At 45.1% G+C, this 13,409-nt stretch carries 12 protein-coding genes; 3 read left to right on the forward strand and 9 right to left on the reverse strand.

Features of this window, described 5'->3' with window-relative positions:
* Positions 1-212: 212 nt before the first annotated feature.
* From ACO1NT_RS09490 to ACO1NT_RS09505, 4 genes are all read right to left on the reverse strand, one after another.
* Positions 213-2,072, reverse strand: a complete 1,860-nt coding sequence (locus tag ACO1NT_RS09490) for a DUF262 domain-containing protein (RefSeq protein ID WP_449048383.1) — start codon at positions 2,070-2,072, stop codon at positions 213-215.
* Positions 2,069-3,238 carry a hypothetical protein gene (locus tag ACO1NT_RS09495; RefSeq protein ID WP_449048384.1) on the reverse strand — a complete coding sequence of 390 codons (1,170 nt, stop codon included), beginning with the start codon at positions 3,236-3,238 and terminating at the stop codon, positions 2,069-2,071. Before ACO1NT_RS09495 ends, ACO1NT_RS09490 begins: the two co-directional genes overlap by 4 nt.
* Before the next feature lie 39 nt (positions 3,239-3,277).
* The gene (locus ACO1NT_RS09500; RefSeq protein ID WP_449048385.1) at positions 3,278-4,003 is read right to left on the reverse strand and encodes an HNH endonuclease; all 726 of its coding nucleotides are present in this window, start codon (positions 4,001-4,003) and stop codon (positions 3,278-3,280) included.
* A 61-nt stretch (positions 4,004-4,064) separates the two neighbouring features.
* The gene (locus tag ACO1NT_RS09505; RefSeq protein ID WP_449048386.1) at positions 4,065-4,604 is read right to left on the reverse strand and encodes a helix-turn-helix domain-containing protein; all 540 of its coding nucleotides are present in this window, start codon (positions 4,602-4,604) and stop codon (positions 4,065-4,067) included.
* Positions 4,605-5,403: 799 nt separating this feature from the next.
* Here ACO1NT_RS09505 and ACO1NT_RS09510 point away from each other — a divergent pair.
* From ACO1NT_RS09510 to ACO1NT_RS09520, 3 genes are read left to right on the forward strand one after another with little or no spacing between them, the layout of a single operon-like run.
* Positions 5,404-6,834, forward strand: coding sequence for a TlpA family protein disulfide reductase (locus tag ACO1NT_RS09510; RefSeq protein WP_449048387.1), 1,431 nt, complete (start codon positions 5,404-5,406; stop codon positions 6,832-6,834).
* A 49-nt stretch (positions 6,835-6,883) separates the two neighbouring features.
* A complete protein-coding gene (locus ACO1NT_RS09515; protein ID WP_449048388.1) occupies positions 6,884-9,850 on the forward strand; it encodes a SusC/RagA family TonB-linked outer membrane protein in 2,967 nt (988 codons plus the stop codon).
* A 10-nt stretch (positions 9,851-9,860) separates the two neighbouring features.
* The gene (locus tag ACO1NT_RS09520; protein ID WP_449048389.1) at positions 9,861-11,222 is read left to right on the forward strand and encodes a RagB/SusD family nutrient uptake outer membrane protein; all 1,362 of its coding nucleotides are present in this window, start codon (positions 9,861-9,863) and stop codon (positions 11,220-11,222) included.
* A gap of 52 nt (positions 11,223-11,274) precedes the next feature.
* On the opposite strand, the gene ACO1NT_RS09525 is transcribed toward ACO1NT_RS09520, so the two are convergent.
* The 5 genes from ACO1NT_RS09525 to ACO1NT_RS09545 all read right to left on the reverse strand — a co-directional run.
* Positions 11,275-11,538, reverse strand: a complete 264-nt coding sequence (locus tag ACO1NT_RS09525; RefSeq protein ID WP_449048390.1) for a hypothetical protein — start codon at positions 11,536-11,538, stop codon at positions 11,275-11,277.
* A gap of 129 nt (positions 11,539-11,667) precedes the next feature.
* Entirely contained in the window at positions 11,668-12,159 is a 492-nt protein-coding gene (locus ACO1NT_RS09530) for a MauE/DoxX family redox-associated membrane protein (protein ID WP_449048391.1), read from the reverse strand.
* Positions 12,160-12,183: 24 nt separating this feature from the next.
* Positions 12,184-12,459: a hypothetical protein gene (locus ACO1NT_RS09535; protein ID WP_449048392.1), complete on the reverse strand. Its 276-nt coding sequence runs from the start codon at positions 12,457-12,459 to the stop codon at positions 12,184-12,186.
* Positions 12,456-12,920, reverse strand: a complete 465-nt coding sequence (locus ACO1NT_RS09540) for a hypothetical protein (protein WP_449048393.1) — start codon at positions 12,918-12,920, stop codon at positions 12,456-12,458. The genes ACO1NT_RS09535 and ACO1NT_RS09540 overlap by 4 nt, the downstream gene beginning before the upstream one ends.
* A gap of 251 nt (positions 12,921-13,171) precedes the next feature.
* Positions 13,172-13,409 (reverse strand): hypothetical protein (locus ACO1NT_RS09545; protein WP_449048394.1); only part of this gene is annotated, 238 nt, incomplete at its 5' end.

The raw sequence follows: 13,409 nt of genomic DNA on the forward strand, positions 1-13,409 counted from the left end.
ATTAGTTAAAAACTGGTCTGCCGTCCTAGTCTGTTCGAAAATTCGGACACTATTTACTTTAAAGCATCCGAGCCAGTTAAAAATGGTGAAGAATACTGTCCATAATCACTATATAAATTTAAGAGTTATTCCTTACTGACACACTTCATTTTGCAGACTCTGGGGAGAGCCTACTTTTCTCGCTGATATATTCTCGGCTGAATGTTCTTGACTCAAAAACCCATTTTTGACCTCAAATTATTCACCCAAATATCATAACCACTATCAGATAAATCTTCCAATCTCCTCTCTATCCCTCCAAAATCTTTGAATTCTGAAATTGCGTGGAAGGCCCATTCATTTGTCCCTATTTTTTCTAATAAATCCTTTACGAGATGTAGTTTAGACTCTTTCAAATACTCTAACTTTTCATTTAGAGGACTATCTCCCATTGTGCCATTGGCGTACTTTGAGATTAAAACAAGGTTTCCTATACTATTTACGTAGGGCTTACAAGCAGTTTTTGTTACTCTCCACTGCTTAGGATTCCTCGGCAATATATGCTCAATACTTACTTTTGATTCATCATACCCCTCACTGAAACTGCCGGCAGAGTGCTCCTCTAGTTCATTTAATACGTATCTAATTACTACTCTTGATTTTGGGTCATCTCTATACTGAATAGCACTAAACCCCTCTTTGAAATCCACTACAGAATTCGGCATTTTTTCTTTAAACCCTGAAAATAGACTTCGCAAAACCTCTGCAAAATATTTTTGGTCTTTCCCTTGCTCAATGCCAATTTCAATTCGTCTAGTGGTATCACTAATCAGTTTGAAATACCAGTTGCCGGGTAAATTAAGTACATGGAAATATAAAAATGTGAATTTATCAAAAATCTCCCATCTTTTCTTTATCTGTAAGGGCATTTTATTACGACTATCGGATGATAGGTTACGAAATAAACATAGATATAAAATTATCCAAGTTTTTGCCTTTAGGCTCCTCAATATTCTTAAACTCTTATATGCTTTTTCGGCTTCTCCTCGGTCATTATTGAAAAAGTCGACAAAGTCATCTTCAGATCCAGAAAGGATTAGTTCCAGATAATTTGCATTTTTTACTAAATCATCCAAAAATAAAACCCATTCTTCAGAATTTGATTGAAATTTCCATCTTATTTCGGTGTACAGATTCTTATCTGATACGTAACTATATTTGGACGTCCAATAGTAGCTTAAAAAGTCTTTTAGGGAGAACTCTAGTCCTTCTAATGTTTCAAGCAAACCATTCCATTTTTCCTTTGCTACATCGATGACATGGCCATCACCTCCTGTTACATTTCTAAATATTTGATTTTTAATTAAATCTGCGACACTCAAATCAACACCTTTAGCATTGACTGTTTCAAAAATTTCGTAAGCTAAATCTTCATCGTCAATTTGAATCTTAACAAAAAAATGGTGGGATAGCTTTTTATCTATTAAATCTATTAATTTGCTATACCGAGCCGAAAATGTGATTTCCTCTTGAAGATACTCCCGTATAAGTTGCCTGAACTTAAAATATGCGTTTTTTACCTTATACTGCTCCGAGTTTCGTGTAACTTTAGCCTGCTCAATATTTGCCAAATTGTCCGCCGAGTTATTCTGTATGTATTTTTCGAAAAATTCCTTTATACTATCTCCAGGAATCAAGTAGCTATAAAATGTCTCATCGTCATCATCGTCTTGACTTCCTAATATCCTCTTATGGACACCGTCTGCCTTCTGCCTATACTTTTTATCGCCGCTATGTAGTCCTTCCTCTAGAATTATATCCCTAGCAACGGCACCAAATATTTGGATGGTGAAGCATCTTTGCTGACCATCTATAATTTCAATAATATTGTCGGTATGTTTATCTTTAATATTGAAGATTACCGTTCCTAAAAATGTTGGGATACCAAGCGTGATTGTCTCCCAAAACTCTTCTACCTGTTTTTCATCCCATGTGTACTGCCTTTGGAAGCGCGGAATCCGGAAACGATTTTGCGGTTTATAATAAACTTCGCCAATTGTGGTCCTGACTACTTCGAAGTAAGCTTTTCTCATGAATTTGCATTTTTAAAATTGTGGAAGGACAGTAGTTCGCCGTGGTCGTACGAATATCGAACAAGTTTTGTATTCCGCCACTCAGCTGATATCGATGGCCGTACCCCGTATACGTATTTCCGCTCGGTTAACTCATTAAGTTTTTCAATTACATCATCCTCGAAGCTATGAGCAACAGCGAAAGCATCTATGATACCGTAGTCTCCAAATGCGTACTCTTCTTTTATCCAGTCAACATATTTCATCAACTGTAATAGGTCTTGACTTTTGAAGACATCTTTTTTGATTTCCACGACAAGAAAACGAGCAATAAGTGGCCTTTCGTTTGGTATATATTTATATCCAAATACATCCATTTTGTCCATATAATCAACTGGCTTAAACGGAGAAGCAATCACCTGATGAGAAAGGTAATCCCATTCGCCAAACATATGGGTAGTTGATTCATCCCCAATAGATAGCTGGTGCAATAGCGCAGCTTCGATTGCCATTTCGTGTCTCAACGAACCGTCCTCATTAGTAATCGGTTCAAGGAATGGGGCAATTCTCATTCGGTAATGTGAATTCCCGGCTACTATTTGTGCTATATTGTTATGTGATTGTTCGTGTCCGGTCAAGAAAGTGTTTTGGTCGGAAGGAGCAAAGATTGCATTGATATTTCTTCGGAGAATAATACTTTTAAATGCTTCGTTTTCGTCGTCAGAGAATTTTATGAAGCTGAGTTTCCAAAAAGCACGCAGGATTTTGAATTTTTCCGGAGCTGATGACAATACGTCATCCATGTCAATCCCTGCAGTGAAAAAATGGGGAGATGGCGAGAAGGTACAAATGAATCGTTGTCTATCACTGTCATTATCACTCTCAATTAACATGTGTTCTTGAATATCGGCATAATCATAATTGATAGGCATATCGGCATGCGGATAATTTAGGAATTTACAATCGCCGCCAACGTCAACCAGGGTACCTATTCCATATATCTTCCTCTTTATGAAAAAATAGATATTGTCTCCTGCTTCCATCGTACTATAATCTGCAAAAGTCCCTTCATGAGATATGGACCATGCCCCGTTCTTTGGTGATGACAGTCGCGTGGAATATACACCTGCCAATATGCATTTTTTTAAAGATTCATCATTATCTAGACTAAAAAGGTAACCTGCCATTGCTTTCAATTATTAAGAGATTTTGATTGATTCTGAAGTTTAACGTGTAAGCGATCGTTGAGTCGGGTACGATGTTATAGAATTCCACCCTCTATGCACCATCCGATGACAATTGGAACAGATAAGCATAAGGTCATTTAATGTTGTTTTGGTATCGGGTGTTAATTCAGACAGCGGTATGCGGTGATGGCATTCGATGAAGCCCTTGCCCACATCGCCATAGGTCTTTTCAAAATCAAAAGAGCATAATTCGCAAGCAAGTGAACCATGCTTCTTTAAATGTTCTTTTTTCTTTTTATGGACGAGTTTTCGATTGCGCTCCCTATAACGGTGAAGCCTGTAGAGCAGCATTCCCTCAGGCGCACAATAGCCGTCTTCTTCGTCCTCCACTATCGGCAGCTTCAACTCCTCGACGAGCTTTTCTTGTGAAAGGGTAGCCTTGATGTTATTTGCGAGTTTCCGGAGCAACGCTCGGCTATTTTGAAACTCATTAAATACCTGCTCGTCCAGCTTACTATAAGACTGCATGCCTTTCCCTTTATAGTCAGGGTCAAGGGCTAGAAAATTGCTGAGCTTAAGCCCCACACCATTGGGGTTACGGTATCTTTCGGCATCTGTTTTTGCTTCGGAAAAGGGCAAAGCATTTAGTGTTTGAGAAAGTTCTATGATGGCGGGATTTCGAGCATGAATCTGTCCGGGCTCCAACTCGAAATACAAGTCAAGCGCCAGTACCAGCTCATCTCGGTGCCATTTAGGATTTCTCATTAAGTTCGTAGTCTAGGTTACTATAGACCTTAGATTATTATTATAATTATTGAAATGATTTTCATTCAGTTATCTGATACCAATTACCTGCTCCCGTCTCACCCTCAGGTTTTTCTACTATTTTAACTTTATTGCAGCGTGGCGGCCGTCTCAACAAATCAGTTATACGCCTAGACTCATTATTGATTTCCTTTCTTACGGCAATAGGTAGAAATTCTAATAGCTTCTTAGCAGTAATAGGTTTATTTAAGTTTCCATCCTCAATAAGCTTGTCTATCTCTTTTCCCAAATCTACCTTATCGTGTTTTTCTTTTGGTAGCGTTCCGGAATCCTTAATGTCCGATATAGCTTGTTGGGTCTTTAACGGTAAACTTTTTAGAGATGGTTTCCGATGCTTCGGGTTCATTAACTGGTAGTCTTCACGACCATAAACGCCAGCTATGGCTTTGATATGATGTGGCTTGGGCTTTTGCCTGCCGGACTCAAATCTTGAATATTGATTTTCCTTTAGATTAGCCAGCTGCTCAACTGCTCTCTGAGTCAATCCGAAATGCAATCGATATTCTTTGAATATCCTCTCTATCCCCATATTTTCATCCATTTATTTGAATATTTTAAAATATCGAATTATAAAATTTGTATAATTCGATATTGATGTTTATCTTTGTTTCAGTTACATAAGCGACAACTAGGATAGGGGGGGACCTCTATCATAACGATGTCACTCTCGTACCGAAATCGCCAAATTCCCACGAGATGACCATGGGTTCGCCGTATAACTGTGTAATCTGTATCTTTGTGCATATTACCAGACGGTGAACCTTATGTGAGTCTTTCGGGGAACCCTAACTTCGGTTAGGTTTGGTGTTTGGCGATACCAGGTCGGAAGCATTAAGGTTCACCTTTTGGTTTATAATAAAGAAACCTTAAACTTCTAGAGTCGCACATCGTTTTCATAAATCATTAAATTATGAGAACGAGAACCAAAAATCCACTAGTCATGTATCTCGGCAACTCTGTTGTCGAAGGTTCACGATTTTACACTGCCTCACGGCTGCGTAGTACCTCATTTAAATCAATCACTAAAAACATATCCTGCCCGCCAGACTAAGTATAACCGAAAGAAATACCGGGCTTAAAAAAACCAGAGTGAAAACTCTCGTCGGCCAGTGGCATAAAAAAAGCCGCTGGTTATTGCCCGGTAGAACCGACCCTGCGCCATAAGAAAACGGTCATGTTTGCTTAGGTGTGGAGCGGTTGTCTGCCTTTGGTCAAAAAATTAGTCACGCTAAAGGTAGATGGACAATCCCACTTTTGCAAGTTTAAGCTGAAATTTTTCATTGGTGTTGTGGTCGGTTTGTGAATAAATAATTCTTAAACCACTAACAACCAATGGGTAAATGAAACGAAAATTACACACAGGGGAGGGGTATGCCCTTTCCAACCATAAACTTAAACAATTCAAAATACGATACATCAGCCTGTTGGCTGTATTAACGAGCATGTGTTTGTATGCCGTGAAGCAGGTCTCCGCCCAGGTGGCGGAGCCTGCGGCTACGGCAAAAGCACAGGCAGCAACGGATCTGGTGTCTACCGGGTTGCCCATCGGTAGCAAGTTGCCAGATTATACCATCGATCGTATCCATAATTTCCATTCAAGCAAAGCCAAACTAGATGATTTCAACGGTAAATTGCTCATCCTTGATTTCTGGGCGACTTGGTGCGGCCCTTGCTTGGCGATGATGCCCGTCATGGATAGCCTTCAAACGCAATTCGGCGGGCAGATACAATTTTTGTCAGTGTCCTACCAATCGGAAAAGGAAATAAAAGATTTCCTAAATAAATACGAGGACCGAAAAGGGTTTCGGCCCGAAACGCCGTGGGTTGGAAATGACACCACGTTGCGGCGCTTTTTTCCACACAAAACATTACCGCATTATGTATGGATAGACCCCGAGGGGACCGTACGTGCTATTACAGACAACGACGCCGTTAATGCTTCCAACATCAGGGCAGCACTGAAAGAAGACTTTCCTAATAAAAAGAAAAAGGACTACGTCCTTGCTTATGACGATGACCAGCCATTTTTACTGGATGGAAACGGTGGGGATGGGCACAACCTGATTTACCATTCAGTATTGACGGGATACACCGAAGGGTTATCGGCCGGATTAACGATAGATAAACTCGATACCGCCAAGTCCAGAAAGATATTCATGCGAAATAAGGATCTACTATCTCTTTTCAGCATAGCGTGTAGAGAGGATGGCCATTTTGGTAGAAATCGAACGAGGCTGCTGGTAAGTGATACGTCTAAATTCGTTTGGGATGAACAGTCGTGCACAGACTACCTCGATTGGAAAAGAGAGGGGAACGGCTATTGTTATGAACTTATCGTTCCACCTGCCGCTGCTGCAAATATCTATTCGTATATGCGGGAAGATATGCGGCGGTTGTTTCCCCAATACCGATTCAGCTTACCGGAGAAAGAAGTGACCTGTTATGCATTGGTGCGGCAGGGCGTACCAACAGAAAGCTTTGAAAGCAACGGCGGAAAGCCGGAGATAAAAGCAGACCGCTTCGCTTGTCGTATTCGGAACGCCTACCTTTCGTCATGGATTCATCAATTGAATGTGTTTTACCTGCAAAAATCGCCCTGGCCAATAATTGACGATACTGGCATTACATATCCGGTAGACCTTGATATCAATGCCAGCCTAAGCGATATCGAACAAATGAATAAGGAACTGGCTAAGTACGGACTAAAGTTCGTCAAAACGACACGCCGGTTGAAAGTGCTAGAGATAGAAGATCAATCCCAAACCAAATAAAACAATGAAAAAGATTTTAAAAAGTAACATACTCTTATGGATTGTGGTAATGTTCATACCAACAATTGGGCACGGACAGACTGATACCAGCGGGAACCGACAGGATGTCGATACGTTACATGTGCTTGATGAAGTGGTCGTATCAACAGGATACCAGCAGATTCCCCGAGAACGGATGACCGGCTCATTTGTGCAGGTTGATCAGCAGGCACTGAACCGTCGGGTCAGCACGGATTTGCTTTCGCGTTTGGAAGATATGGTTCCGGGGCTTGTGGTGAACCGGGTCGGTACCAGCCAGACGAAAACAGGAATAAGCATCCGGGGGCAAAGTACCATCCGGGCAAATGCCGACCCATTGATCGTTGTAGACAACTTTCCGTTCGATGGGGATCTCTCATCGATAAATCCCAATGATGTGCTTTCGGTTTCGGTATTGAAAGATGCCGCCGCGGCCTCAATATGGGGTGCGCGTGCTGGAAATGGTGTCATCGTTATCACCACCAAGAAAGGTGGTTACGGCAACGCAACCAAAATAGAGGTTAATTCCAATATCACTGTGGGAAACAAGCCTGATCTGTTTTACATGCCCCGCATGACGTCTGCGGATTTTATTGGCGTGGAGCGGATGCTCTTTAACCGCGGATACTACCGTAGCAGCGAAACGAGCATTAGCCGGACGCCGCTGACACCGGTAGTAGAGTTGCTGATAGCACAACGCGATGGATTGATGGATTCCCTTGCGGCCGAACGGGCGATTAATGAATTGGCTGGATATGACGTACGTAACGACGTCGCCCGTTATATGATGCGCCAAAGCATCAACCAACAATATGCATTGGGTTTACAGGGAGGCACCGAGCGACAGCGGTATGCGCTTTCGGCAGGGCTCGATCAGAACCGGAGTGTGGACGTGGGAAACGGTATGCGACGACTTACACTGCATGGTAATCACAGCTATAAGTTGTTTAACGGCCGGTTGGAACTGACTACGGGGTTCGATTATACAGGAAACCGGCGCAGAAATAATAATCCGGGTTATGGTAGCCTGAGGATGTCACCTTCATTGCCGATTTATCCGTACGCCCGGCTGGCAGATGAAGCCGGAAACCCCTTGGCTCTTGTGCAGGACTACCGATGGAATTTCGTTCAATGGGCTGGTACGCAAGGGCTGTTGAATTGGGAATACAAGCCATTGGATGAGTTGGCGCTGGCCGACAAGAGATTGAACCGCACCGATTACCGCCTGAATGCGGGCCTGCGGTACACATTGTTGCCTGGATTGAACGCCAGTATGCAATACCAGTTTAGCCAGGGCTTCTTGGAGGCCCGCAACCTTCATGGAGTGGACAGTTATTATACCCGCGACCAGATCAATCGATTTACCGTAGTGCGGGGTGATGGCGCGCTGGAGCGACCCGTTCCGCTGGGTGGGATCTTGAATATGGAGCATGGCGTTTACACCGGATATACATTGCGTGGACAATTGACCTTCGGCCGCCAACTGGCGGCGGACCATCGTCTGGACGCCATTGCAGGCGCAGAGGTAAGGGAATGGAAAAGCGATAACCGGGCATTCCGTTATTATGGCTATGACCCATTGACGGGGACGAACATGCCGGTCGACTATGTCGGAAGTTATACCTCGTTTGTCAACCCGGCTTCAACCGCCAACAAGATACCACGGTCGGAAAACGAGACAGGTTCGCTGGATCGTAACCGGTCGTTCTATGCGAACGCGAGTTATTCGTACCAAAACAGATACCTGATGTCGGCCAGTGCCCGGATAGACCAGAGTAATCTTTTTGGGGTCAATACCAACCAGAAAGCGGTACCGCTCTATTCGGTGGGAGCAGTGTGGAAGTTGAGCGATGAAGCGTTCTATACATCTTCCGGACTTCCTTTCCTGAACTTGCGGATGACCTATGGTGTGGCGGGCAATGTTGATAAATCCACGTCGGCTTTCATTACGGCTGGTTACGAATCGGGGCTCAACACACTAACGGGCCTCTCGTATGCCGGAGTGCGGAATCCGCCCAACCCCGAACTGCGTTGGGAACGAATCCGTACGTTCAATGCTGCGGTCGACTTCGGTACAAAGGGAAACCGAATAAGTGGCAGTATCGAATACTTCACCAAATGGGGCTCGGATCTGATCGGTGAATCGACCCTGGCCGCGCAAACCGGTATAAGTGCATTCAAAGGAAATGTGGCGGCTACGCGCACGAAAGGGATGGATGTCAGTTTGTACACGAATAATGTTGAAGGCGCTCATTTTCAGTGGGAAAGTGTAGTGCTGTTAAACTGGATTAAGGAAGAAGTTACCGCATACGAAAAAACGGGAACGGCCGCTAACTATGCGAGGTTCGTAGGGAGCCCGTATATCGGGCATCCCTTGTATTCAATCTATAGTTATCGCTCAGCTGGGCTCGACCCGCAAACAGGCGACCCTTTGGGATATCTCGATGGGGAGTTGAGCAACGACTACGCACGGCTGGTAAATCCGGATTTAAGTGATCTGGTCGGGCATGGCGCAGCCAGGCCGACTGTTTCAGGCGTATTGCGCAACGATTTCTCCTACCGTAATGCCTTTCTCTCGGTAGGGATAACGTACCGAATGGGCTATGTCTTCCGGAAAAACACGGTGGATTATGCCCTGGTGCTCGCAGGCAAAGTGTCTCACGGTGATTTTGCCCAACGATGGCAACAGCCGGGCGATGAACGGGCCACACAGGTGCCGTCTATGCCGGAGGTCAATAACACCAATAGAAATAACTTTTACATGTATTCGGATAAATTGGTGGGTAGGGGTGACCACATTCGCTTGCAAGACGTACAGCTGGGCTATAATTTCGGTAGCATAGGGCGAAATTTATGGAAAATCCAGTCGATGCAGATCTATGGGTATGCTAACAACCTCGGGACACTTTGGGTATCGAACCGGTGGGGCATAGATCCGGATTATGAGACCGGCCCGCCACCTACCACCTATGCGATTGGCTTCAGATTAACTTTATAATGATACAACTATGAAAAAGATAATCATCTTAATTTTTGCAGCCGGTATTTTGGCGGCATGCGACGAAGAATTTCTAGACGAGAAACCGGTAAAATCAATCGTTGTGCCGCAGTCACTGGCAGATTTCCGGGCACTGTTGGATAATAATACGGTGTTTTATAGTTCACCTACATTGGGGCAAATCGCGTCTGATGAATTTGAATTAACCGATGCGGGGTTTGTAGGTTTGGGAGCCGCCCACGAGCGGAATGCATACATATGGAACGAAACAATCTTTGAAAGCAATGCTGCCAACCATGATTGGACCCGGCCTTACCAACAGATTTTCTATAGCAATGTCGTGCTGGATGGCTTGGCGAAATTGGCACCGGACATTCAAGGTGACGAGGAATGGGCACAGTTGAAAGGCAGTGCATTGTTCTTCCGTACTTGGGCATACTTCCACCTGTCCCAACTGTTCTGCCCGCCTTACCGCCGGGAAACGGCGGAAACGGAATTGGGGCTTCCCTTACGAGAACATGCGGACGTCAATGTGATAGCGGATCGAAGTTCCCTAGAAGAGACTTATGCACGCATGATAGGGGATTTGAAAATAGCGGCGGGGCTGCTGCCCGAACGAAGTGATTTCACCAGTAGACCCACAAAGTGTGCGGCATATGGCCTGCTCGCACGCATATACTTGTCAATGGGCGATTATCCAAACGCTGGCCTCCATGCCGATAGCGCGCTGGCGTTCAATAACGTGCTGCTTGATTACAACACGATCGACACCGGGGCAGCAAGACCTTTTATACGGCCGTTGCGCACTGGCGATAATCCGGAAGTTATTTTTTACGACGACTTGCTGTATTATTACTATATGCTGAGTTCGCAATTGACGGTTAACGAAGGTCTTTTCGGCCTATATGACGAAAATGATTTGCGAAAGGATATTTTCTTCCGTAATGACGGGTCGTTCAAAGGAACCTACTCCGGGGCTTCCAATTGGTTCAATGGGCTGACCACAGCTGAGCTATATCTGATCTCCGCAGAGAGCCATGCGCGAGCCGGCAATGTCGAAAAGGCGAATACGCTCATCGGTATGCTACAGGCAAACCGGTGGGTGCGTGGTACCTACGAGGCCGAAGCTATTGGTGATGCGCAGACACTATTATTAAGTATTCTCGAAGAGCGGAGAAGGGAACTGGTGGCGCGGGGTAGAAGATGGGGTGACCTGAGGAGGTTGAACATGGAGCCTGAATTGCAAACTACCCTCCATCGGACGGTGCAGGGGCGAGGATATACTTTACTGCCAGGGAGCAATCGGTATACGTTTCCAATTCCACCCAGTGAAGTTGATTACAGCGATATCAGCCAAAATGTGAGGGATTGAAATAAGGGCTGCCGGCCACCCGGCGGCCCTTATATGGCTTCGTCCGTTTATGTTAAATGGGCAAGTATGAACCTTCTGTTTGGTTTTCGCCCTCCGCGTCAGGAGCGGGATTAGACCCGGCTTCAAATTCCGCCGAGCAAACTTCTCCGATAGGCTTGCACTCGTAGTTTTCGAGTGGACCTTCATGCCATTGGCCGTTGACCATGTAGAAGGTAGTCAATTCCCGGCTTTCCTCGGCATGTTTAAATGCGGAAGCTCCGGCGACCAATAATGCTCCAATTGCGAACAGATTGAGTTTTGCAAATAAACTTTTCATCTGAATTGCATTAAAGTGGTTAACGTATGGCCGATTTCGGGTACGGCAAAATGACCCACCGGTTGATACAACGTTGGTCCGTATATCCGATTGTCTGCTGAACAGGCGGGACCTTCGCCTGAATGCGTGTTATTGCGTATTGTCTCCGGCGACCTCCTTTCTAGCAAAAAAGTGAACAATTTTAGGGGGAAGCCATTCTTTTTCTACCAAGATGGCAATCAACATTATAGCGCCGAAAATCAGGTTGAAGAGCATGTTGTCTCCATAGGTTTTCTTGGTGAGAAACCCAATGCAAGAACAGGGGTGTTTGCTAAAAACGCCATGCTGACCCAAAACAAGATAAATACTAAGTACAACGACAAAGGTGAGCGATGCCCACAATGCAAATTCCCTGGTTCGAGCATGAAATAATAACGGGATTAACAGCAGTTTGTATGCAGGAATGATCCAGGCTAACTCATCGGCAATTATAGTCGGAAATACCTGGTTATACATCTCTTCAAGCGCTTTGCCGAAATCAAGCAACTTGATTAACGCAGTGTAACAATATACTGTTGCTATCAATATGGCGAGGGAATGAGTGATGATTCCTTTAGCAGATAATATGTTATATGTTTTCATAGTTTATTTTTTGACCACATCTTTTTAATTTGATGGAGGGGATACCAGCTCATCCAATTCATGACTATGTAATGGCGGTTCTACATCGTACCACTCGTATGTTTCTTCTAATTCGCATGGTGGGCAGTCTACCGGATTGTCCGTGTAGTAAATGTCTGTCAGCGCCTCATCAAAGAATAGATCATCGTAAGCATGGAGCTCTGCCTGGTAGCCGATGTGAGCACCTATGGCCAATGCCACAACTGCCGAAAAAAGGCTTGTCGATAGTATCCATACCCAATATTTTTTCGGTGTATTCATCCCCTAAACGGTTCATTGAACACACGGGTACGATTTGCAATCGGTTTCACGCCTGTGCGCATATGTTTTTCCACGGCCCTTCGGATAGTCGACGGGCGCCCGATGGTCTTTCCTTGATCCTCGGTAAGGATATATTGCCAGAAGATGGTGTCCAGCCAGATGATCTGCTCGGCATCGGTAACCAATGAGCAGTTGGCGTATACCAGGGTCTTGATTCCAAAGCGCCACTCTACAATGCCGTGCACGGCGCTGAGGTAGGCCACCCGCGGGTCGCAGGGGTCGCTATGGTATAGCCGGATGACGAAGGGCGAGGCATACGTATCGGCATAGACCCGGTCGCCGAAGCCCTGCCATGCAGTGATCTCATCGTGACAGGCCTGCCCGTGGAAGAGCTTGAGCCAATAGGCCTGGATCATCGCTGGCGTGGTGGCCGGGGTAGGGGTATGTGTCTTTGTTTTCATCGTATTCTTTCCTTTCACATACAAGGATACGGCGGATATGAAATTTTAGATGGGAAGGGCAAACTAGCCTAGGATAGCGCTAACGCGCGATTCGTGGGGAACGTTATGGGGAATACGGGCTTTCGTTTCCAAGTGTGCTTCTTGGCTAATTGGGCGCTGTCGAGCGCTTGCGGCGGGTTTTGCTGTGCTTTCGGTCGATAAAAAATGGGGAATCAACCCTTCCCCAATATTTCTTCATTTTCTTGTCTTTTTTATTCGCTATCCGTGGGTTTGAAACCGAAATCTTCCTCCAGCATTTTCCGCATCCTGCCCAGCAGGCGGTAAAATTTGCGTGCCGGCGTGTACAGCGCTTCCTTGTCAAACTTGGTGAGGCCATGTACCGTTAGGCGCTTCCCGCCCTTGCCTTCATATGCCTCGCAAAAAGCCGCTGCGGCTTCCTGTTGCGTGGGGTAGTCGAAGTCGCCCGCAAGGAAGGAATAGCGGAAGCGG

This window comes from Parapedobacter sp. (assembly GCF_053550995.1).